We start from the raw sequence: 22868 nt of genomic DNA, 5'->3' as shown, positions 1-22868 counted from the left end.
TCAGTTACTCCCTTGCGCGGGAGCCGGGGCGGCTGCTGCCTTGACGTTGGTGGCCTCGGCCACTTTCACTTCCGCACCTGGCTTGACGTACTGCAGGCCTTCGGTGATGACGCGATCACCCGCGCTCAGGCCTTTCTCGATGACCCAGTCGGTGCCGCTGGTGCGATTGGCGACCAGAGTACGCAGCTCGACCTTGTTGTCCTTGTTGACAATCAAGGCAGTCGGCGTGCCTTTCAGGTCACGGGTGACGCCTTGTTGCGGCACCAGGATGGCCTGCTCGTTCACACCGGCCTGCAGACGCGCGTGCACGAACATGCCCGGCAACAGTGTGTGGTTCGGGTTGGGGAACACGGCGCGCAGCGTGACCGAACCTGTGGTCTGGTCGACCGACACTTCGGAGAACTCGAGTTTGCCATCGATCGGGTACTGACTATTGTCTTCAAGGGTCAGCTTGACCTTCGCAGCGTTGTCACCGGCTTTCTGCAGCTTGCCGCTTTCCAGCTCGCGACGCAGGCGCAACATCTCGGTCGAGGACTGAATGACGTCCACGTAGATCGGGTCGAGTTGTTGAATGGTTGCCATCGCATCGGCCTGACCGTTGCTCACCAGTGCACCTTCAGTCACCAGCGAGCGACCGATGCGGCCGGAAATCGGCGCATACACTTTGGTGTAACGCAGATTGATCTCGGCGGTCTGCACAGCGGCCTGAGCTTCCCGAGCGTTGCCGACAGCGGTGTCGTATTCCTGACGACTCACGGCCTGCTCACTGATCAGCTGCTTGTAGCGACCGGCCAGCGAGTTGGTCGCGTCGTAAGTCGCCTTTGCGCTGTTGAGGTTGGCTTCATAGATAGCCGGATCGATCTGATACAGCTGCTGACCGGCCTTGACGTCGGTGCCTTCGGTGAACTGACGTTTGAGGATGATGCCGTTCACTTGCGGGCGTACTTCGGCGACGCGATAAGCAGTGGTGCGACCCGGCAGATCGGAAACCAGCGTGTAAGGCTGGGGCTGGATGGTCACTACGCCGACCTGAGGGGGCGGTGGTGCAGCAGCGGCCGCTTCATCCTTTTTACTGCATCCGCTGAGCAGCGATGCCAGGGCGACGGCAGTGACCAGTACGGTAACAGCTGGCTTGAATTGCATGAAGATCCTCGGGTCAGGAGTCTGAGCTCATGAGAAGTTGGAAGGGTGTAAAAGAGTTTCCGGCTGGATAAGTAGCAAGCTAATGAATATACTTACGTTCACGGTTGTTTGTAAACACCCAAGACTGCGACATGCGAACGCAGCGAGGGCATCGATTGTAGGTCCGGGACAAGGCATTACAAAGGCCGTCCGGCGTGCTATTCAGGCCACTCGACCGGAGAGCCTGACGCATTTTCATTGAGGTTTTACTGCCATGGTCCGACGCACGAAAGAAGAAGCTCAGGAAACCCGCAGGCAGATTCTCGAAGCTGCCGAGCAGGCTTTCTATGAGCGAGGCGTTGCGCGTACCACCTTGGCGGACATCGCCAACCTCGCGGGCGTGACCCGGGGCGCGATTTACTGGCACTTCAGCAACAAGGCTGATCTGGTGCAGGCGATGCTCGACAGCCTGCATGAGCCGCTCGAAGAAATGGCGCGCGCCAGCGAAAGCGAGGACGAAGTCGACCCGCTGGGATGGACGCGAAAGCTTCTGGTTCATTTGTTTCAGCAAGTTGCCATGGACCCAAAAACCCGCCGCATCAATGAAATTCTTTTTCATAAATTCGAATTCACCGATGAAATGTGTGACATGCGGCGTCAGCGTCAATTCGTCTGGCTCGATGCCAATGAACGTATCGCTCTGGCGTTGAGCAACGCTGCGCGCCAGGGGCAATTGCCCGCTGACCTGAATCCCCAGCGCGGGGCCATTTGTCTGCATGCTTATATTCACGGCATCCTCGGCCAGTGGTTACTGGTGCCGGACAGCTTTGCGCTGTACCAGGACGCTGAACGGCTGGTCGATACCGTGCTGGATATGCTCCGTTTCAGTCCTGCCTTGCGAGACCTTGCGCCATTGCCCGCTGATGGCCCCACTTGATGAGCGCTTCCAATCGCCCATAGACCTGTAGGCCACGGCCGTCTTGATCTGTAGGGCACGACTATAACCGTGTGGCGGTTAGCCTGCATCTATACATACGTACACCACGCTTGAACAGGTGGTTTACTTAGCCTTTACCTAAATCCCCCAGCGCATTCAGCAAGCCGACAGCCTCAATAGTGCAGCGCGGTGGTTCCAGCCAGGCTCAACGCTGTGGTGCTGAATACTTCCTTAATGCCATCCCCGGTCTAAGCTTGCTCCCAAACCAACAACAACGGGGTAAACGCGATGCCGGTCGTTTCGGAACGTGGAACGTGGAAAAAACTTGTGTTCGTCGCCATTGCCTGCCTGTTGGCCGGGCAGGCGTGGGCGACGGACGATGAGGCCCAGGAGTCAGCGGCGGCCAAGGCGTTGCTGGAAAAAGCCGTGGCCCATTACCGGCAAGTGGGCGACAAGGCGCTGGCTGAGTTCAGCCGGCAGGGCGAGTACGTCGACGGCGAGCGCTATGTCTTCGTTACCGACACCAGCGGCGTCATGCTTGCCAGTGGCGGCCCGTCGGTGGTTTTGATCGGTCGGGACGTTTCCTCGGTGCTCGACCCCGATCTGCAGAAGGGCTTCAAGGAAGTCCTTCAAACCCCGGAAAGTGCCGGCGTTCAGCAGGCCGAGTATCGCTGGAAGAACCAGAACGATGGCAAGGTCGAGCGCAAGCGCGTTTATTTCCAGCGTGTCGATAATCGCGTTCTGGCCGTGGGTTATTACTTGCCCAGGGCATCGCCGGAGCAGGCCAGAGCGCTGCTGGACAAGGCTTCAAGAGCGCTGGAGCAGGATGAGAACGGCACCGTCGAGGCGATCAATAACCTCAAGGGCGGGTTCCTGCAGGACGACCTCTATGTGTTCGTGGTCAATGTCGACACCAAGCGTTATGTCGCTCATGGCACCAATCTTCGTCTGGTCAACACCGATTTCAGCAAGATCAAGGACCCGGAGGGCAAACCCGTTGGTTTGCCCATGCTGGACATGATCAAGAAGCAGCCTGAAGGCGAATACGAATACCGCTGGCGCAATCCGGTCACCGGCAAAATTGAACACAAGCATGCGTACATGCGCAAAGTGGGCGATTTTCTGGTGGCGGTGGGCTACTACAACGGTTGAGCCTCAGCGATCCTTATCTTCACGCCCACGGAGCAGGTTGTTCGGCATCATCAGCGCCGCTGCCAGGCCAAGCAGCGAAACGGCGGCGCTGATCATCAGCAAATGCTGAAAGGTCATCGACAGCTGGCCGCGCAACAACTCCAGCGCCGGGCCGCTGACAGCGTGCAGGCTGTCCATCAGCAGATTGCCCGAACTGCCTTCGCCAAGCGCATTGCCGCTGACCTGACCCAGCCCGGAACCCGCCAGCATTGCCAATAACAATGCCGACATGCTGGCAACACCCACTGCACCACCCAGTGAGCGGAACAGGTTGGTGGTGCTGGTGGCCACGCCCATGTCTTTCATTTCCACCGAGTTCTGCGTGCCCACCAGTGATGTCGGGAACTGCAAACCGCTGGCGATGCCGGTGAGAACCATGAACAGTCCCGTCAGAATCGCCGATTGCGGCGCAGTGAAGGCGATGCCGAGGATTGCCAGCGGCATCAACAGCGCACCCGTCAGAATGATAGGTTTGTAGCGGCCGGTCAGTGACGTGCGTCGGCCTCCGAAATAAGCACCCATCGGCATGCCGATAGCCAGTGGCATCAGATGCAATGCCGCGCTGTCGGCGCCGCCGCCGGTCACCGTTTGAAAGCGCAGCGGCAGCAGGACGATCAACGAGATCGCCTGAAAGCTGGTGAAGAAGATCGTGCACCAGCACAACACCGCACTGCGGTTGGCAAACAGGTGCATGGGCAGCAGCGGTTCGCGTGTGCGACGCTCATACAGGACGAAGAGCAGCAATGCCGCCAGGGCGACACCCAGCTGGATCAGTACATGATCATCGCGCCAGCTGTGGCCCTGACCGATTTCGGTGATGCCAAGCAGCAGTGCGGTCAGCCCGACGATCATCAGAATCGTGCCGAGATAGTCGATGATCGGTTTGCGTTGCGGAATCGGCAGGCCGACCAGCGTCTGGCGAGCGACCCACCAGGCCAGGAAGCCCAGCGGCAGATTGATGATAAAGACCCAGCGCCACGACAAGTACTCGGTCATGTAGCCGCCAAGTACAGGCCCGGCAACGCTGGCCGTCGCATACATGCCGCTGAAGTAACCTTGATAGCGACCGCGCTCACGAGGCGGCACGATGTCGCCGATGATCGCTTGGCTGACCGAGACCATGCCACCTGCGCCGATCCCCTGTAGCACCCGCGCGAGCACCAACTGCTCCATGCTTTGCGCCATGGCACAGAACAGCGAGGCGATGGTGAAGGTTCCGAGTCCGACCAGCATCAGGCGTCGGCGTCCATAAAGATCGCCAAGTTTGCCGTAGATCGGCACGGCCACGGTCAAGGCCACCATATAGGCCGAGATGACCCAGGCCAGCAGGTCGAAATCCTTGAATTGAGCGGAGATGGCGGGCATCGAGACCGCAACGATGGTCTGGTCCAGCGCACTGAGGAAGACGGCCATCATCAGCGCGAACAGAATGCTGCGAATGTCGGGGCGGGTTTGATTGAGGCTGGTCACGAACGAGGACTCGAACTGGCAGGTTGACCCGCCGTAAACCTCAGCGGGAAAAGTGTCACCAGTCTAGTCCGTTAGCTAGCTAATCGATAGCTGACTTAATCGATTCATCCTGGGTGAGTTCAGCGCAATGCACTGAAACTGGCATCGGCGGGCGCGCAATGGCCGAAGGTGCAGACCACCGCCATACGAGGTTGCTGGCGCAGTTGCTCGATCCGGTAGGCGCCAGCGGCGTAGATACTCAGAACCGTCAGAACAGCGACGACGTATACGCATTGTCTTCTTATTGTGGTTCTCATGACATTTGCCTCGATCCGGTTAAAAAAATGCTTTTTTTGACGGACAAGGTAAGTGTAGGTCGGGATTGCCATGATGGCGGAACGATAGAGATTGAATGTTTTTATCGATTCTGCGGCGCGTGAAGCTTCATTGTTGCACGAGCTTGCCAAAGACGTGCGGGCGAAGGGGGCTACGGGGTCACCGATTCTTCTTCACGCTGCGCGGCCTGTGCGAGCAACCAGTCCAGCAATTCCTGCAATTGCGGCGACGATCCGCCGCGGTTCGGGTACACGAAGTAATACGCCGCGCCGGTCCGGACCTTCAGATCGAACGGCATCACCAGCCGTCCGGCGCTCAAGTCCTCACCAATCAGTGCCCAGTCACCAATCGCCACGCCCGAGCCTTGAGAGGCCACGGTCATCGCCAGGTCCAGCGTGTCGAAATGTTGCCCCTTGCTGATGTTGCTCAGGGTTGTACCGGCAGCCTTGAGCCATTGTTCCCAGTCCCGTTGATCGCGAGTCGGGTGCAGCAGCATGTGTTGCTCCAGATCACTCAATTGACTGAGCGGAGTCGAGCTATCGAGCAAAGATTGTGAGCAGACCGGCGTCAGTTGTTCGTCAAAAATGTGATGAACCTGCATCGACCCGTCAGGACGTGCGCCGTAGACCACTGCCGCGTCGAACTCTTCGCGACGAAAGTCCACCGCGTGCTGGACTGTGGTGGTCAGCTCAACCGGCACGTCGGGGCGTTCCTTTTGCCATTCCAGCAGCCGTGGCAGCAGCCAGCGCATCATGCAAGTCGGCGCCTTGAGTTGCAGCGCCTCGCGCTTGACCCCGACCTGGTCGACCGCCTCGTCTATCAGGGCGAACACCTGCTGGATCCGTGGAAACAGCTCACGGCCTTGAGCTGTAAGGCTCAAACCACGGGCCTGGCGCTGAAACAGGCTATAACCCAGGTGAGTTTCCAGCCCGGAGATCTGCCGGCTCACCGCGCCCTGCGTGATGTGCAGCAGCTCCGCAGCCCGCGTGAAATTGCAGCACTGAGCCGTGATCAGGAAGGTGTGCAGGGCGGGGAGGGGGGGCAGACGTTTCATCGATTGCGCAGGCATGAGTGGAGAACATGCCTAAGCATGACATTTTTTGCGTTGTCACCGATATGTCTGCACGGTTCCAATTACCCTACATCTGCTGCGTCTGGTGCGAGCCTGGCGGGCAGCTTCGAAATACGGTTATCAGAACGAATATAAAGGTCCAGACAAATGGCGACGTGCGGCGAAGTGTTGGTCAAGTTACTCGAGGGTTACGGTGTCGAGCAGGTCTTCGGCATTCCCGGCGTGCACACGGTTGAGCTGTATCGCGGGCTGGCCAGCTCCTCGATCAATCACGTCACCCCCCGCCACGAGCAGGGTGCAGGGTTCATGGCCGACGGCTACGCGCGCACCAGTGGCAAGCCGGGCGTGTGCTTCATCATCACCGGCCCGGGCATGACCAACATCACCACGGCAATGGGCCAGGCCTACGCCGATTCGATCCCGATGCTGGTGATTTCCAGTGTGCAATCGCGCAGCCAGTTGGGCGGCGGTCGCGGCAAGCTGCACGAACTGCCATCGCAGAGCGCGCTGGTGGCCGGCGTTGCCGCGTTCTCCCACACGTTGATGTCGGCGGCGCAATTGCCGTCAGTGCTGGCGCAGGCCTTTGCCCTGTTTCAGGCAGGTCGTCCGCGCCCGGTGCATATCGAGATCCCGCTGGACGTCTTGGTCGAGAACGCCGACGACCTGCTGGACAGCCAGCCGGTGTCGATCACCCGTGCCGGGCCCGCACCTGCCGCGATCAAGCAAATGGCGGGCTTGCTGGCCAATGCCAGACGTCCGTTGATTCTGGCCGGGGGGGGCGCCATCGACGCCGCCGCCGCGCTGACCGAACTGGCAGAAAAGCTTGAGGCCCCGGTTGCGCTGACGATCAACGCCAAGGGCATGCTGCCGTCCAGCCATCCGCTGTTGATCGGCTCGACCCAGTCCCTCGATCCGACCCGCGAGATCATCGAGGGTGCCGACGTGGTGCTGGCCATCGGCACCGAGTTGGCGGAGACCGATTACGACATCACCTTCCAGGGCCACTTCAAGATTCCTGGCACGTTGCTGCGCATCGATATCGACCCGGACCAGACCGTGCGCAACTTCGCGCCCAAGGTCGCATTGGTGTCGGACGCACAGACCGCCGCTGAGGCGCTGGTCGCTGTATTAGCCAGCGAGTCCCTCGCCGAGCGTCAAAGCGACTGGGGGCACAAGCGTGCTGCAGCGCTGAAAACCACGCTGGATGCCTCGTGGGACGAAGCAACTCGCGGGCAAACGCTGTTCCTTCAAACCGTGCTGGACGTGTTGCCTGACGTGGTGCTGGTAGGGGATTCGACCCAACCGGTCTACACCGGCAACCTGACGCTGGATCTGGACAAGCCTCGCCGCTGGTTCAACTCGTCCACCGGTTACGGCACCCTCGGTTATGCCTTGCCTGCTGCGGTCGGTGCTTGGCTGGGCAGCCAGGACGCCGGTGAGCGCAACCCGGTGGCGTGCCTGATCGGCGATGGTGGCTTGCAGTTCACCCTGTCGGAACTGGCCAGCGCGGTCGAAGCGCGCACGCCGATCATCGTCTTGCTGTGGAACAACCAAGGCTACGAAGAGATCAAGAAATACATGGTCAATCGCGCCATCGAGCCGGTCGGCGTGGATATCTACACCCCGGATTTCATCGGCGTCGCCAAAGCGTTGGGCTGCGCGGCTGAGGCGGTCAGCGGCGTTGAGCAGCTGAAAGCGGCGCTGAATGCGGCGAACGATCGTCAGGGCCCGACGGTCATCGAAATCGACCAGCGCAGCTGGATGAATGGACTGAAAGCATCGTGAATGAGGCGACTGTGGTGAACCCGGTTTTGGCAGGTCTGTACATCGAAGGGCAGTGGCGCTCGGGCGGGGAGCAACTGACGGTGATCAACCCGTCGACCGAAGAGCGCCTGGCCATCGTCACGGGTGGCGATGCGCGGGCGGTGGATGACGCGGTTCGGGCGGCGCGTACAGCCTTTGATGCGTGGTCGAGAACCACCGGCGCGGCGCGGGCGATCATCCTTCGCAAGATCGCCAGTGGTGTGGCGGCGCGGCGTGAAAAGTTGATTGCGTTGCAGTCGAGCAACAACGGCAAGCCGGGTTTCGAGGCGGCGATCGATGTCGACGATGTCATCGGCACCTTCAATTATTACGCCGATCTGGCCCAGGCGTCTGACGGTCAGCAAAACCGCGCAGTCGAGTTGCCGAGCGAGGACTTCACCGCACGTCTGCGTCGCGAGCCTTGCGGCGTGGTCGGGCTGATCGTGCCGTGGAATTTCCCGATGGTCACCACCGCCTGGAAGCTTGCCCCCGCGCTGGCTGCCGGTTGCTGTGTGGTTCTGAAACCGTCCGAAGTGACGCCATTGGCCGAGCTGGAACTGGCTCGGATCATCGCTGACAGCGGCTTGCCGACCGGCGTATTCAACGTGGTGTGCGGCACCGGTCTGGAAGTCGGCGCGCCGATCTCTTCACATCCGGGCATTGCCAAGGTGTCGTTTACCGGCAGCAACGCGGTGGGCGTTCAGGTGATGCAGCGTGCGGCGGAAACCGTGAAGGGCGTGAGCCTGGAACTGGGCGGCAAGTCTTCCCTGATTGTGTTGGCCGATGCCGATCTGGATCTGGCCGTCGAGCTTGCGAGTGGGGGCGGCTATTTCAACGCGGGCCAGATGTGCTCCGCGACCAGCCGCGTACTGGTTGCCAATGAACTGCTAGGGCCCTTCCTTGAGCGCATCGTTGCCAAGGCGCAATCGATCAAGGTCGGCGGGCCTGAGGACGACGACGCCGAGATGGGGCCGCTGGTCAATCAGGCACAGTATCAGCGGGTAATCGCTCATATCGAAGCCGGAAAAGACACCGGCGCGCAGCTGTTGTGCGGTGGAAAACGCCCGTCCGATCAGCCTCGCGGATATTTCTTGCAGCCTGCGGTCTTCAGCCATGTGCCCCTGGACAGTGCACTGTGGCGTGAGGAGATTTTTGGCCCGGTACTGTGCGTGCGTGGTTTCAGCTCGCAAGGCGAGGCAATTACCCTGGCCAACGACAGCCAGTTCGGCCTGGTGGCGAGTGTGGTCGGTCGAGATACCGAGACCACCGAACGCGTCGCCAACGCGCTGCAGGCGGGGCTCGTGTGGATCAACGCCCCGCAGGTGATCTTCCCGCAAGCCGCCTGGGGCGGTTACAAGCAAAGCAGCCTGGGCCGAGAGTTAGGCCCTTGGGGCATGCAAGCGTTTCAGGAAATCAAGCACGTCGTTCGCGGCGTCTGACCTGGTCGAAAATGGCTCACGCATGCCTCTGAACAAGGCATGCGTCGGGCACATGGCTCCAATGAAAAACTTTCGATTGTTGAGGAACCTGCACCACCGCAGGATGACCTCGCTGACTTGCTGAACACCCCGCCAATCGGGGCCTGTAGCCAAGCCAGCTTGCGCGCTGCGGTGCGATTTCCCTCAACCATGCGACAGAAAAACAATGGAGTCCGACGTGGGCAAACATGATCTGAACAGACGGCAATTCATCAAGGCAGTGGGCGTCGCATCAGTGGGCGCGGCGGCCATGTCCATGCCCTTCATCCGGGCGAGTGCCAGCGATGGCAGGTTTCAAGGCAAGACCTTGCGTCTGCTGACCTGGTCGGATGACACCGGCCTTGCGGCGCTGCGCAATATCGCCGCGACCTTCGAAGCCAAGACCGGCGCCAAAGTGATCGCCGACCGCACCGGCAGCACCTCGGAAATGGTCGCCAAACTCAAGGCAGGTGGCGATCGTCCTCAGTACGACATCATCACCCTGGCCGGCGTCGGCGCCGAAGGGCTGGCGGCGGCCGGTCTGCTGGAAAAACCAGACCTGAACCGCATTCCCAACATCGTCGACGTCCCGGAGAAATACCGTACCGGCGCAGACGGGCATGGCATCGGCTATCTGCTGTGGTGCAACAGCCTGGTCTACAGCACCCGCACCCTCAAGGAGGCGCCGGACAGCTACGCCGCGCTGTGGGACAAGGACATGGCGCCGAACATCTTCCTGCCGCCACCGAACTGGACCGAAGCCATGGACCTGATCATCATCGCCGCGAAGCTGGCCGGTGGTGATGAACACAACATCGAGCCGGGCTTCAAGAAGCTGGCTGAGCTCAAGGATCGCGTGGTGACTCTGGGCGAAAACCCGAATCAGATTGCCGAACTCTTCCGCACCGGCTCGCTGGACATGGGTGGCCTTTACGCCCCTGCGTTCTTCCCGAAACAGATCCGCGACCCTAACTACGGTCTGGGTGCTACGTTCGGGATGAAGGAAGGTTTCTACACCGACCTGATGCAATCGGTGATGCCGAAGAATCGTCCTGGCGACACGGATCTGGCCTACGCCTTCCTCGACCACTCCCTGGACCCGGTAGTGCAGGGCAAGATGGCCGAAGACATCTATAACGGCCCGGTCAATGCCAAGGCGGTGATCTCCGCCGAAGCGCGCAAGAGCCCGTACATTCTCACCCCTGAGCAGATCGCCGACAAAGCGATCATGCACGACAACGCCTTCCTGGCGACGGTGCATGACCAGTGGATTCGTCGATATACCGAGATTTTCTCGTCCTGATTCTGCGCTCATGAAATGGCAGCAGGCAGATGCTTACTGGGTGTATGCCGCTACGTCTTCGCGAGCAGGCTCCCTCCCACGGGGGGCGGCGGCGCATGCTTATTCTGCGGCTTAGGTCCGCCAGAATCTCCAAGTGTGACGCCGTTTTTTACCACCTCCACTGTGCCTGTGGGAGGGAGCTTGCTCGCGAAATGGCTGTAACAGGCAACAGATGCATCTCTGACTCACCGCTTAATCCGAGATCAAACACATGCACAACCCTCCTATAACGCGCCAGGAAGACGCCGCCAAACCGCGTCGAAACCGGCCACTCTCGCCCACGGCTCGCGCCTGGTTGTTCCTCACTCCGTCCATGCTGTTTCTCGCTGTACTTATCGTCGCCAGCCTGCTGGTGCTGCGCATGAGCGTCGGCACCAAAGGCGCTGAGTGGAGCGGTTTCAGCCTCGACAGCTATGCGCAGTTGTTCGAACCCTACTACCTGAAATCCCTGTTACTGACCCTGCGACTCGCGCTGATCAGCGCGGTCATTGCCGTGATCCTCGCGATCCCGGTGGGTTACACCATGGCGCGCCTGAAGTCGCCCTTCGTCAGGCGCATCTTCCTCGCTGCAGTGTTGCTGCCGCTGCTGGTCAACCTGCTGCTGCAAAGCTACGGCTGGCTGGTGATTCTCGGCCCGGCGGGCATGCTCAACCAGGCGCTCAAGGGACTGGGCCTGATCACGCGTCCGATCATGATGTTGTACAACCAGAACGGGGTGCTGATGGGGCTGGTGCAAACTGCGTTTCCGCTGGCGGTGCTGCCAATTGCCAGCGCCATGCGCGGCATTTCCCGCAGTTATGAAGAGGCCGCCGCGACGCTGGGCGCCAGTCGTTTCCAGGTGTTTCGCCAGGTGATTCTGCCGATGAGCCTGCCGGGGATCATTACCGGTGCGACGCTGGTCTTCGCTTACAACGCCAGCAGCTTTGTCGTGCCGCTGCTGCTGGGGGGGCGTCGGGTGCCGATGCTCGCGGTCATGGTTCACGATCAGATCGCACCATTGATGAACTGGCCTGCGGCTTCGGCGGCAGGTGTCGTACTGATCGTCACCACACTGGCGATCATGACCCTTTCCGAATTCGTCACCGGTCGCCGTCGGCGCATGCTGGAGGCTTCGCAATGAGCCAGAAAATACGGCGTTCCCAGCCGTTATTACCGGGAGAAACGGGGCGCTTCGCGGCCATTCTGTCGGGGGTGATTCTATTCCTCGCTGTCACGCCGATCCTGACCATGATCGTCATGTCATTCAGTGGCTCGGCCAATCTCGACTTTCCGCCCAGCAGCTACAGCCTGCAGTGGTACAAGGCGGCGTGGCAGACTTTTGTGTCACCGGATGAAAGCGATGTGTTGAGCCTTGGCAAGGCCATGACCACCAGCCTGATGGTGGCGTGCCTGACGATGATCTTCGCCACCTTGATCGCGGTCCCGGCGTCCTATGCGCTGACCCGCTGCGAATTCCGTGGCAAGGCGTTTGCCATGCAGCTGATGTCATTGCCGCTGGTCTTCCCGATGGTGGTCCTGGGGCTGGCCTTGCTGTTGGTATTCGACAGCCTGCCGTTCCATCTGAACACCTCGCGGCTGGTCATCGCCCACGTGATTCTCGCGCTGCCGTTCGTGATCAAGAACTGCACCGCATCGATGATGACGATTGGCAGCGAAGTCGAAGAGGCCGCCCAAATGCTGGGCGCTTCGCCGACCCGCGCCATCGTCGATGTGGTCGTGCCATTGATGAAATCGGGGATTCTCGCGGGGATGCTGCTGGCGTTCATCGTCTCGTTCAACGAGTTCACGGTGACCTATTTTCTGTACAACATCGACGTCATGACCGTGCCGATCTGGATGTACAGCCGCACCGTCTCCTCGCTCGACCCCACCGTTTTCTCGTTCGCCGTGCTGATCGTGCTCATCGACTTCGTCCTGATCTGGGCGCTGGAGAAGCTCGTCGGTGAAGGTGGCGTTTCGTTCTGATTTGAGGTGTGAAGAAATGACCGGACTGATTCTGGAAAACGTTGAAAAATTCTACGGCTCGGCCTGCGCCGTCACCGACGTCAATCTGCACCTGCCGCAAGGCAAGCTCGTCTGTTTTCTCGGGCCTTCGGGCTGTGGCAAGACCACGCTGCTGCGCATGATCGCCGGCCTTGAAACCATCACCAGCGGCGAAATCCGCCTGGATGGCGAGGACGTCAGCCACACCCCGGCCCATGAGCGCAATTTCGGCATGGTGTTTCAATCCCTGGCGCTGTTCCCGCACATGACGGTGGGCGAAAACATCGCCTACCCATTGAAGCTGCGGGGTGTCGACAAGGCCGCGCAAAGGGCCCGCGTCACCGAGTTGCTGGCGATGATCCAGCTGCAACAGATGGTCGATCGCCCGGTGGCGAAACTGTCCGGCGGGCAACGTCAGCGTGTCGCCATCGCCCGTGCAATCGCTTCGCACCCCAAGCTGCTGTTGCTCGATGAGCCGCTGTCGGCGCTGGATGCAAAGCTGCGGGAATCGATGCAGGTGGAAATCCGCCAACTGCAAAAACAGCTGAACATCACCACCATTCTGGTGACCCACGACCAGCGCGAAGCCATGACCATGGCAGACATCGTCGTGGTTCTGGGTGAGCACCGTGTGCAGCAGGTCGGCACGCCTATCGAGATCTATCGCAATCCGGCCAATGCCTTCGTCGCGGATTTTATCGGCTCAGGCAACATCTTTGCGGCCAAGGCATTGGGAGGAGGGCGCGTGCAGTTGCCTGCAGGGGATGCGCTCGACGTCCCGATCAGCGACACGATCAAGGCCGGGGCCGAGATCAGGATGCTGGTTCGGCCAGAAGATCTGCAGTTGTCGCGCTCCGAAGCGGCAGCAGCCAACCGTCTGAATGGCACGGTCACTTTCATTCGCGACATTGGCGCGACCATCGAAACCACGGTGGATTGTGGCGGGGTTTCACTGACCGCATTGAGCACACCGAATCAGAGCCTTGGGTTGAACGTCGGGCATCCGGTGTCGGTAACTATCCCGGCTGAGGCGTGTCGGGTGCTGAGCGCCTGACAGGCGCAGCTGTGAGTCAATCTTCAGAGTGTTTTGCGCAGGCGCGCCAGGTCCCGCAACGGTGGCGCGCCGAACAAGCGGCTGTATTCGCGGCTGAACTGGGAAGGGCTTTCATAGCCGACCCGGTACCCGGCAGCCGAAGCTTCGATTCCGTCGGAGAGCATCAGTCGACGGGCTTCTTGCAAGCGCAGCTGTTTCTGGTACTGCAACGGACTCATTGCGGTCACAGCCTTGAAACGATGATGCAGGGTCGAGACGCTGAGATTCACTTCCCGCGCCAGCTCTTCGATGCGCAGAGGCTGCTGGAAATTGTCGTTCAGCCACTTGATCGCTTGAGTCACGCGATGGGTCTGGCAGTTTGAAATGGCAATCTCGTACAACCGATAACCTTCACTCCCACGCAACAGGCGATAAAGGATCTCGCGTGTAATCAACGGTGCGAGCATCGGAATGTCTTTCGGGCTGTCCAGCAGGCGGATCAGACGGATGACCGCATCCAGGAGCTGCGAATCGATACGCTCGACGTACATGCCGCGTCCGCTGGGGCGGGTCGGCACGCTCATGGGGCCTGCTTCGGCAATCAGCGCGTTGATGTCCGCGGGGTCGATATCCAGACGCATCGCCAGGTGCGGGTCTTCCGGCGTGGCGTAGATGACTTTGCCACTGATCGGCAGCGCGACCGACAGCACCAGGTAATTGAGGGGGTCGTACGTGAACAGCTCGCCGCCCAGCGTCACGTCCTTGCGGCCCTGCGCCATGATGCACAGCGCCGGCTGCACCAGACCGGGTACCGACTGCAGCGGGTGGTCGTGACGCACCATGAACAGCGGCTTGATCAGCGTCTGAAAACTACCGTCAGAAGGGGCGTGGCGTCGGATCAGCTCCGCCAGTTCGGCGCGCTGCTGCTCCATCTGCGCGCTCAGTTCGGGCGTAGGCCGGAGATCTGGCACGGCGGGCTCAACGGCGGTAGGCAACATGGGAAAGTCCTCTGACGAAGCATCGATGTGGCACAGCTTATTTTTGTGCAATCGCAGGCGTTAGGCGAATCCTGCCGGATGATTGCCTGATTCTGCAGCGGGTTCACGTTTTGAGCGACGAAACGCGCTGTCTGGCTGGCCTGGTTGCTTGAAAGTCCCACATCCCGCTCCTCGATCCAGCGTTTCCATGACGGGCGTATGAGCAGCATCCGCGCAGAATCAGGCAATAACGGGGCAGTAATCGGCTACCGGCATTTGCGCCCCAGCCCCTAATCTTCAATTCCAGCCGCTATGCCCTTCCGATCCCGGCTGATTCAAAGCGACCAAAGGAGCAGGACCATGCAAAGCACTTCCGTCGTGAGCCATCAAGTCACTCTGCGCGCCAGAGCCGGACACAGTGCGCAACTGGGCGCACGCTTGAGCACGTTGATCGTACCGTCCTCCAATGCTGCGGGCTGCCTGCATTTCGCCCTGCACCGCTCCATGACCGAAGATGATGTGTGGGTCCTCTTCGGGCTTTGGGCTGACAAGTCGGCGATGAACGACTGGTTCGCGACCCCAGAGCTGAACATCTTTACTGCACTGGTCACCGAGTTGCTGGTGAGCAGCCTCGACTTCCAGACCTTCGCTAACGTTACCCAGGCTCAGGCTGAACGGGCTTATGGCTTGCCTGATGTGCGCAAGGCGGGGTGAGTTGCTCGATTTACCCGCAGCAGATCAAAACCCTCGTTTAGCCAAATTGCCCGTGACTGTTTAAAATCCTCGCCTTTCCCTTTTCAAGGCAGGACCGTCCTCCCATGGCACGCAAAGAATTCCAGCACCACGAAGCCGTTTCTGCTGCTGTTCCCGGTGAGGGAGGCTATAGCGCCGCGATTGCGGTCAAGGGCTTGGGAGCGGGCGGTGCGCCGGCTTTTCATCGCGTCCTCGATGATCAAAAATTCAAGACTGCACTGGCAGCCGATCAGGCCGCTGCCCAGGAGCTGGAGCGGCTGATCGACGTGACATCCGAAGGTGAGTTGATGTTCGCGCAGGACTGATCAGGCTTTTGGCCGATACATCTTGAACAACGACTCAGGGCCCAGCTGGAAATAATCTGCCGGGCCACCGCCGCGCAGGATCGGCTCACCTGCCGCGGTGTCATAGACCCCATCCTTGAGCAGCCGCTTGGCGATATGAACCGCCACCACTTCCCCCAGAATCAACCAGCTCGGCACCACTTCTTTATCGGCGCGCTGCAGCTGGATGATTTGCGTCACCTTGCACTCGAACGCTACCGGCGTTTCTTTCACCCTTGGCACCGAGACGATGCGCGATGGTTCGGCCGTAAGGTTGGCCAGTTCGAACTCGTTGACGTCGGCCGCCACGGGGGCGCAGCTCATGTTCATCTGCTCGGCGAGAGGCCGAGTCGCGAGGTTCCAGACGAACTCTCCGGTCTGTTCAATGTTGTTCAGGCTGTCCTTACGCCCGATGCTGCAGAAACCAATGATCGGCGGTATGTAGTTGAAGGCATTGAAGAAGCTGTACGGCGCAAGATTGAGTTTGCCTTGGGCATCCTGCGACGAAATCCAGCCGATGGGGCGCGGACCGACAATGGCGTTGAACGGATCGTGAGGCAGCCCATGGCCTTGGGAAGGCTCGTAGAAATGAATATCGTCTGACATGGCGCATTTCCTGGATAGATGTAAGCGACAGAGCTCAAAAGCGACGGCTGTCTGTACAGAATGAAGGCCGTCATAGTGCAAGGCATTACTTGAGGTTTCCAGACCCCGCCGATCCCGAGGCAAAAAAAAGCCCGACATAAGCCGGGCTACAAAGGGAGTTCGGGAGGTGAAACGTGTGAAGCGGTAGACCTTGAAGCGGTATCAGTTGAATCAGCTGACGCGGTTGGCGCCTACGTGATCAGCACCATCTGCTGCCAGACGGTTTGCACCGACGTGGTCAGCACCATCGGCAGCCTGGCGGAATTGGGAAGAACGTTCCGAACCGTCAGCGGCCAGACGGTTTGCACCGACGTGGTCAGCGCCATCGGCGGCCTGGCGGAACTGCGACGAACGTTCGGAGCCGTCAGCGGCCAGACGGTTTGCACCGACATGGTCAGCGCCATCGGCAGCCTGGCGGAACTGCGAAGAACGTTCGGAACCGTCAGCGGCCAGACGATTTGCACCGACGTGATCAGAACCATCGGAAGCCTGACGATAAGAGCCGGTATGTGAAGCGTTGGTGTGAGAAGAACCACCCTCGGCTACCGCACTTCCGTTCAATACAGAGTGGGTGTCCGAAACAGGCAGAGCGAATGCGCTCGATGCCAGGATGGAAAGACTAAGGCCAAAAATAATGTTCGAAGTTTTCATGATGTTTGCTCCATCAAAGTTCAATAATTTTTCAACTTGGGTATGGAGCTAATGTTACGCGCGTGTGCATTAAGTAGAAGTTAACAAGGTTGCTAACGACCATCGCTGAAAATGATAGTTGGCTGAAACGCCCGGTTTTAAAGCGCTGTAGCGGTTTCTGATCTGAAATGGGGCAAAATCTGTCAACTCTGACAGGTTCACTTCTTGACAGCTGTTGAATTGTGTGAATTTAAGAGTTTTCCGCATCAGCTTGCGTGATCTGCCAGTATTCACTGAATGCATGGTGCAGATGGGAGAGTTTGAGAGTTTTGGTGACTGACAAAAGTAAGAGGGCCAGCAGATACGGGGCTTGTAACGAATTATTGCGCCAGAAAAAATCAAGCCCGGCGAAGGCCGGGCTGGGGAAGAAACCGTAAAACGATCAGCTCAGACGGTTCGCACCGACATGGTCAGCACCATCAGCAGCGAGACGATTTGCACCAACATGGTCTGCACCGTCAGCGGCAACGCGGTTGGCACCTACGTGATCAGCGCCGTCAGCAGCAACGCGGTTGGCACCTACGTGATCAGCACCGTCAGCGGCGACGCGGTTGGCACCTACGTGGTCAGCGCCGTCAGCAGCAACGCGATTGGCACCTACGTGGTCAGCACCGTCAGCGGCAAGGCGGTTGGCGCCTACGTGGTCAGCACCGTCAGCAGCAACGCGGCCGATGTTGGTGTGGGAGGAACCGTTTTCAGCAACTACCGGTGCATTGATATGGTTGCTGGCATCTACAGCTGGAAGTGCGAAAGCACTGCTAGCCAGGATAGAGAAAGCAAGGCCGAAGATCAGTTTGTTAGTTTTCATGGTAGTTGCTCCAGATCGATTTGATTAGTTGGTAACTCGGTATGGAGTTAACTTTACTCGGCTCTGGATTATTAAGAAGTCAATCGCATTGGTAGCGATCATCGTTGAAATTGATACTGCAAAAAGCCGCTGATGATTCAGCGACTTAGCCGGCATTGCAGCGGAAAAAAGGGCAGCTCACTCTCATGGCTGCCCCTCTGATTTGCTCCCGACCTCCTGCAGTCCGGCTCGCCGGCGGTAGCGGTTCCGAGTCCGTCACCGCCGGCAAGCCGTGCTGCTACAGGGCAGCATTGGTTCGGACGCGGGTCAGTCGGTCTCGATTCGCGAGTGCTTGCGGGTGTCTTTCATGAATACGTAGACCAGCAGCGAGCAGGCAATGCAGGCAGTCACGTACCAGTAGTAACCCGTCTCCATGCCGACGCTCTTGAACCAGAGGGCGATGTACTCGGCGGTGCCGCCAAAGATGGACACGGTCAATGCGTACGGCAGACCGACGCCAAGCGCGCGGATCTCTGTCGGGAACAGCTCGGCTTTCACCACGGCATTGATCGAGGTGTAGCCGCTGACGATGATCAGCGCTGCCATGATGAGGAAGAACGCGCCCCACCAGGTTTGAATGGTGTGCAGAGTAGTCAGAATCGGCACAGTGCACAGCGTACCCAGCACACCGAAGGCGATCAGGATCGGGCGACGGCCGATTTTATCCGACAGCGCGCCGATCACCGGCTGCAGCACCATGAACAGAAACAGCGTCGCCGCAGAAATAGTGGTGGAATCGGTGATGCTCATGCCGACGGTATTCACCAGGTATTTCTGCATGTAGGTGGTGTAGGTATAGAAGGCCAGGGTGCCGCCCATGGTCAGGCCGACCACAGTCATCAGCTCCTTGGGATGACGCATCAGCGTGCGCATCAGGCTCTCTTTCGGCTCTTCCTTCTTCTTGGTGAAGGATTCGGTTTCTTCCATACCGCGACGCAGGAACAGCGCAACGACCGCGCACAGCGCGCCGATGGCAAAAGGAATACGCCAGCCCCACGCGTTCAGTTGCTCGGTAGTGAGGGTCTGCTGCAGCACGATCAACACGCCCAGCGCGATGAGCTGCCCGGAAATCAGGGTCACGTACTGGAAGCTGGAGAAGAAACCGCGACGTTCCTTGGTGGCCATCTCACTGAGGTAGGTCGCTGAGGTGCCGTATTCACCACCGACCGACAGGCCCTGCAGCAGGCGTGCGAACACCAGGAGTATCGGCGCGCCGACGCCGATGGTTTCATAACCTGGCGTCAGGGCGATGATCAGCGAGCCGAAGCACATCAACAGTACCGACGCCATCAGCGCAGCCTTGCGACCCTTGCGGTCCGCGTAGAGGCCCATCAACCACCCGCCGATCGGGCGCATCAGGAAACCCACGGCGAAGATCGCGGCGGTGTTGAGCAGTTGGGCGGTGGTATCGCCTTTGGGGAAGAAGACTTTGGCGAAGTAGAGGGAGAAAGCGGCGTAGACGTACCAGTCGTACCACTCGACCATGTTGCCGACCGAGCCTGAGAAAATGGATTTCAGGCGGCTGCCGGTGGTCTTCTGGGCGACAGGCGCCGCAGCCGATCCGGTGGACACAGAGTTGGGGATAGCCATAAGGTTTCCTGCAAGTCATTGTTTTTAGAGGGAGCGCAGCGATGCGGTCTGACGACTGTGATAGCAGGAGGTGTGCCAAGCCCCGAGAGGCCCGGTCTAGAAAGGTTTGCCTTGATGCGATGAGCGGAAATCCGCCGATAGACGTTCATCGGGTAAGCGAGAAGTTGCCGATGCCCGAGGTGTCATGCGCTGCCGTCGGGCAAAAACTTCTCCCTGATCAACCCATGGCGCTGCATCTTTTCGTTCAACGTGCGACGCGGCAGTTGCAACTCATGCAGCACCGCCTTGATATCGCCCCTGTGGCGGCTTAACGCCGAACGCAGGCAGTGGGCTTCAAAGGCTTCCTGCTGCGCCGCCAGGGATTGTCCCTCCGGCATATCCACCGAGCCCGGTTTGTCCAGCCCGAGCACCTGGCGTTCTGCTGCGTTGGCCAGCTCCCGCACGTTACCCGGCCAGTCATGGCTCAGCAGGTGGCTCAACTGCCCGCCGCTGACGATTGGCGCGCTGCGCCCCATACGTTCTGCGGCTTGGCGGGAGAAGTGGCCGAACAACAGGGGTATGTCCTCGCGTCGTTCACGTAACGGCGGCAGACGCAGCTCGGCGATGTTCAATCGATAAGCCAGGTCCTCGCGAAAACGTCCGGCCTTGGCCTCTTCGAGCAGATCAGGCTTGGTTGCGGCGATGATGCGCAGGTCAACCTCGATGCTCTGATTGGAGCCCAACCGTTCCAGGCGTCGATCCTGAATCACTCGCAGCAGTTTCACCTGCTGGGCGAGCGGCATGCTTTCGATTTCATCGAGAAACAGCGTGCCGCCATCGGCGAACTCAAGCTTGCCGATGCGCTTGCCCTGAGCCCCGGTGAATGCGCCACTTTCATGACCAAACAGCTCGGCCTCGAACAGTTGCTCGGGGATTGCCGCGCAGTTGACGGCCACAAACGGTTTTTTTGCTCGCGGGCCGAAGTCATGCAGACAACGGGCGACCATTTCCTTGCCGCTGCCCGTTTCGCCGCGGATCAACACGTTGACCGGCAATTGCGCGAGGTCCTGAACCTGAAGCCGCAAGGTCTGCATCGTGGGCGAGAGGCCCAGCAGAGTGGCGTCAAGTCGGGAGCGGGTGTCAGCCTGTTCATGGAGGCGGCGGTTTTCCAGCACCAGCGCGCGTTTCTCCAGTGCTCGGCGCAGGCTGCCCAGCAGCGTTTCCGGAGTGAAGGGTTTTTCCAGAAAATCATAGGCGCCGTCGCGCATGGCATCGACCGCCATCGGTACGTCGCCATGGCCGGTGAGCAGGATCACCGGCAAATCGGGATCGCGCTTGTGCAGTTGCTCCAACAGCTCCAGGCCGCTCATGCCCGGCATGCGCACGTCACTGAGCACCACGCCAGGGAAGTGCTCGGGCAGACGGGCCAGGCAATCCTCGGCGCGACTGAACAGTTGCACGTCAAAGCCGGACAGCGACAACCACTGCTGCACCGCTTCGCGGATGGGCGCCTCGTCATCGACCACGATCACCGAGTTCAGCATGGGGTTTCGGCCTCCGGAGCCTTGGGCAGAGAGAATAAGAACAGTGCGCCATTGTTCACGTTTTCGGCGGCCAGGCGACCCCCGAGTTCATGAACGATGGCGTATGACACCGCAAGCCCGAGCCCAAGGCCATCGCCCACAGGTTTGGTGGTAAAGAACGGATCGAAAATATTCGCCAGATGCTCTTCGGCAATCCCGCCCCCGCTGTCGCCGACGGTCAGCCGCCAGCTATCTCCCTCGCTCTCGACGCGGATCTCCAGGCGCTTGAGCGGTTTTCCGCCCATGGCGTCCAGTGCGTTGCGCAGCAGGTTGATCAGTACCTGCTCCAGGCGTATGGCGTCGCCGCGGACCCAGGCCGGGCGGGTCAGGTCTAGCACACAGCTGACCTTTTCTTCGCGGATGCGCGCATCGAGCAGCAGCAGCGCCTGGTCGACCACACAGGCCAGGTCAACCCGCTCGCGCAGGCCACTGGGGCTTTTACGGGCGAAGGTCTTGAGATGGCCGGTGAGGGCGGCCATGCGCGTGAGTTGTTGATCGATGGGGGTCAGTGCCTGGTAGGCGTCGTCGACACGACCATGATCGAGCAGCAGACGCAGGGTAGCCAGTTGCATGCGCTGTGCCGTCAGCGGCTGGTTGATTTCATGGGCCAGCGCCGCAGACATCTGCCCAAGCGCGGCCAGTTTGGTCGATTGCACCAGACCGTCCTGAGCGGTCCGCAGGTCTCGCGTGCGTTCTTCCACCAGTTGTTCCAGTTCCTCGCGGCTGCGTTGACGCATGCGCGCCAACCGCCACCGCTGATAGAGGAACAGGCCGAGAAACACCAATGTCAGCCAGATTCCGGCAGCGGCCAGTGCGGCGTTGCGAATGTCCTCGGTGGCGGGCTGAGGCTTGCGCAGCAGGTGCAAGGTCCAGCCTTCGGGTTGCAGCGGCAGCGATTGCCAGAGGTAATCCGCAGTGCCGTCGGGCGCCACGACGCTGGTCAAATGGCTGTTGTCGTTGAAGGTGCGTAGGGGCTGCTGAATGAGAGGCGCCAAGGGTTGTTTGTCGTATTGGCGAGTGCTGCCCAGCTCGCTGCGGTCCTGATCCGACAAGGGACGCAATGAGCGATAGCGCCAGCCGGGTTGGTTGGCAATGAACACGATGCCTTTCGCGTCGCTGACCAGTAGCAGGTCCTCGCCTTGGGCCCAAGTGTGTTCGAGATCCGGGAATTCCAGCTTCACGACCATGGCGCCGATAAACTGCCCGGCATCGTCCCGTACTGCATTCGAGAGGAAGTAACCCGCAATCCCACTGGTCACGCCGACCGCGTAGAAACGCCCGACGCCGTTGGCTTTGGTCTGAGTGAAGTAGGGGCGAAATCCGTAGTTATGGCCGACATAGCTGCTGGGCAGTTTCCAGTTGCTGGCGCCAATCGCCAGACCGTCGCGGTCGAGCAATTCCAGCGTCGAGGACTGCGCTGCGCCATTGATCTGCTCCAGTTTCAGATTGAGCACCTGAGTGGTTTCAGCGCTGACCGGCCCCTTCAGTGCGTCTCGCAGCTGTGGGTCCAGCGCCAGCACGGCGGGAAGGGCGCGGTAGCGCTCGATCAGGGTTTGCAGGGTATTGGCATAAAGCGAAAGCTGGCCCTGGGCACGAGCGGCGTCGTCTTCCAGGGAATGGCGCTGGGCCTGATGCATGGCCAGTGTCGCCACGATCACAGCGCCAGCGAGAATCAGCAGGGTTGAAAAAACGAGGCGGGCGGCGCGAGGCATGGTGGGTGGCCTGTTGTGTTGCGGCACGGTCCTGTCAGACCGCG

21 protein-coding genes are annotated in these 22868 nt (G+C 60.0%); 10 read left to right on the top strand and 11 right to left on the bottom strand.

The features are described 5' to 3' along the window. Window positions 1-1143 (bottom strand): efflux RND transporter periplasmic adaptor subunit, encoded by a 1143-nt coding sequence (locus BWR59_RS22960; RefSeq protein ID WP_081567909.1) that lies wholly within the window; start codon window positions 1141-1143, stop codon window positions 1-3. A 253-nt stretch (window positions 1144-1396) separates the two neighbouring features. On the opposite strand from BWR59_RS22960, the gene BWR59_RS22955 reads away from it, so the two are divergent. Both BWR59_RS22955 and BWR59_RS22950 read left to right on the top strand, forming a co-directional pair. Then, window positions 1397-2059 (top strand): TetR family transcriptional regulator, encoded by a 663-nt coding sequence (locus BWR59_RS22955; RefSeq protein WP_081567908.1) that lies wholly within the window; start codon window positions 1397-1399, stop codon window positions 2057-2059. A 288-nt stretch (window positions 2060-2347) separates the two neighbouring features. Continuing rightward, a complete protein-coding gene (locus BWR59_RS22950) occupies window positions 2348-3211 on the top strand; it encodes a cache domain-containing protein (protein ID WP_081567907.1) in 864 nt (287 codons plus the stop codon). A 3-nt stretch (window positions 3212-3214) separates the two neighbouring features. On the opposite strand, the gene BWR59_RS22945 is transcribed toward BWR59_RS22950, so the two are convergent. From BWR59_RS22945 to BWR59_RS22935, 3 genes are all read right to left on the bottom strand, one after another. Then, complete coding sequence (locus BWR59_RS22945; RefSeq protein WP_081567906.1) at window positions 3215-4720, bottom strand: MDR family MFS transporter; 1506 nt, start codon at window positions 4718-4720, stop codon at window positions 3215-3217. A 119-nt stretch (window positions 4721-4839) separates the two neighbouring features. After that, window positions 4840-5016 (bottom strand): hypothetical protein, encoded by a 177-nt coding sequence (locus BWR59_RS32475; RefSeq protein ID WP_168184521.1) that lies wholly within the window; start codon window positions 5014-5016, stop codon window positions 4840-4842. Between the two features lie 170 nt (window positions 5017-5186). Then, on the bottom strand, window positions 5187-6089 hold the full coding sequence (locus BWR59_RS22935) for a LysR substrate-binding domain-containing protein (RefSeq protein ID WP_081567964.1): 903 nt from the start codon (window positions 6087-6089) through the stop codon (window positions 5187-5189). 165 nt (window positions 6090-6254) lie between these two features. Here BWR59_RS22935 and BWR59_RS22930 point away from each other — a divergent pair, with 165 nt between their 5' ends. The 6 genes from BWR59_RS22930 (at window position 6255) to BWR59_RS22905 (ending at window position 13746) form a co-directional block, all read left to right on the top strand. Then, entirely contained in the window at window positions 6255-7892 is a 1638-nt protein-coding gene (locus BWR59_RS22930) for a 5-guanidino-2-oxopentanoate decarboxylase (protein ID WP_081567904.1), read from the top strand. Continuing rightward, window positions 7889-9349, top strand: coding sequence for an aldehyde dehydrogenase family protein (locus tag BWR59_RS22925; protein WP_081567903.1), 1461 nt, complete (start codon window positions 7889-7891; stop codon window positions 9347-9349). Before BWR59_RS22930 ends, BWR59_RS22925 begins: the two co-directional genes overlap by 4 nt. A gap of 217 nt (window positions 9350-9566) precedes the next feature. Further along, window positions 9567-10670, top strand: coding sequence for an extracellular solute-binding protein (locus tag BWR59_RS22920; protein WP_081567963.1), 1104 nt, complete (start codon window positions 9567-9569; stop codon window positions 10668-10670). A gap of 250 nt (window positions 10671-10920) precedes the next feature. Further along, entirely contained in the window at window positions 10921-11829 is a 909-nt protein-coding gene (locus BWR59_RS22915) for an ABC transporter permease (RefSeq protein WP_081567902.1), read from the top strand. Further along, window positions 11826-12674, top strand: a complete 849-nt coding sequence (locus BWR59_RS22910; RefSeq protein WP_081567901.1) for an ABC transporter permease — start codon at window positions 11826-11828, stop codon at window positions 12672-12674. Before BWR59_RS22915 ends, BWR59_RS22910 begins: the two co-directional genes overlap by 4 nt. Before the next feature lie 16 nt (window positions 12675-12690). Beyond that, window positions 12691-13746 carry an ABC transporter ATP-binding protein gene (locus tag BWR59_RS22905; RefSeq protein ID WP_081567900.1) on the top strand — a complete coding sequence of 352 codons (1056 nt, stop codon included), beginning with the start codon at window positions 12691-12693 and terminating at the stop codon, window positions 13744-13746. 23 nt (window positions 13747-13769) lie between these two features. On the opposite strand, the gene BWR59_RS22900 is transcribed toward BWR59_RS22905, so the two are convergent. Continuing rightward, window positions 13770-14657 (bottom strand): AraC family transcriptional regulator, encoded by an 888-nt coding sequence (locus BWR59_RS22900; protein WP_081567899.1) that lies wholly within the window; start codon window positions 14655-14657, stop codon window positions 13770-13772. Window positions 14658-15062: 405 nt separating this feature from the next. Between BWR59_RS22900 and BWR59_RS22895 the strand changes: the two genes are divergently transcribed. Both BWR59_RS22895 and BWR59_RS22890 read left to right on the top strand, forming a co-directional pair. Next, complete coding sequence (locus tag BWR59_RS22895; RefSeq protein WP_081567898.1) at window positions 15063-15416, top strand: antibiotic biosynthesis monooxygenase family protein; 354 nt, start codon at window positions 15063-15065, stop codon at window positions 15414-15416. Window positions 15417-15520: 104 nt separating this feature from the next. Beyond that, window positions 15521-15760: a hypothetical protein gene (locus BWR59_RS22890; RefSeq protein WP_081567897.1), complete on the top strand. Its 240-nt coding sequence runs from the start codon at window positions 15521-15523 to the stop codon at window positions 15758-15760. On the opposite strand, the gene BWR59_RS22885 is transcribed toward BWR59_RS22890, so the two are convergent. The 6 genes from BWR59_RS22885 to BWR59_RS22860 form a co-directional block, all read right to left on the bottom strand. After that, window positions 15761-16384: a flavin reductase family protein gene (locus BWR59_RS22885; RefSeq protein ID WP_081567896.1), complete on the bottom strand. Its 624-nt coding sequence runs from the start codon at window positions 16382-16384 to the stop codon at window positions 15761-15763. A 210-nt stretch (window positions 16385-16594) separates the two neighbouring features. Next, the gene (locus tag BWR59_RS32930) at window positions 16595-17074 is read right to left on the bottom strand and encodes a hypothetical protein (protein ID WP_081567895.1); all 480 of its coding nucleotides are present in this window, start codon (window positions 17072-17074) and stop codon (window positions 16595-16597) included. Window positions 17075-17495: 421 nt separating this feature from the next. Beyond that, window positions 17496-17921 (bottom strand): hypothetical protein, encoded by a 426-nt coding sequence (locus tag BWR59_RS33155; RefSeq protein WP_081567894.1) that lies wholly within the window; start codon window positions 17919-17921, stop codon window positions 17496-17498. Window positions 17922-18227: 306 nt separating this feature from the next. Continuing rightward, complete coding sequence (locus tag BWR59_RS22870) at window positions 18228-19550, bottom strand: MFS transporter (RefSeq protein ID WP_081567893.1); 1323 nt, start codon at window positions 19548-19550, stop codon at window positions 18228-18230. A 182-nt stretch (window positions 19551-19732) separates the two neighbouring features. Further along, entirely contained in the window at window positions 19733-21073 is a 1341-nt protein-coding gene (locus BWR59_RS22865) for a sigma-54 dependent transcriptional regulator (protein WP_081567892.1), read from the bottom strand. Further along, on the bottom strand, window positions 21067-22824 hold the full coding sequence (locus BWR59_RS22860; RefSeq protein ID WP_081567891.1) for an ATP-binding protein: 1758 nt from the start codon (window positions 22822-22824) through the stop codon (window positions 21067-21069). Before BWR59_RS22860 ends, BWR59_RS22865 begins: the two co-directional genes overlap by 7 nt. Window positions 22825-22868: the final 44 nt, after the last annotated feature.

It is taken from the genome of Pseudomonas sp. Bc-h, from assembly GCF_002080045.1.
Lineage (GTDB): Bacteria > Pseudomonadota > Gammaproteobacteria > Pseudomonadales > Pseudomonadaceae > Aquipseudomonas.
This window is presented reverse-complemented; position numbering and strand designations above follow the sequence as displayed.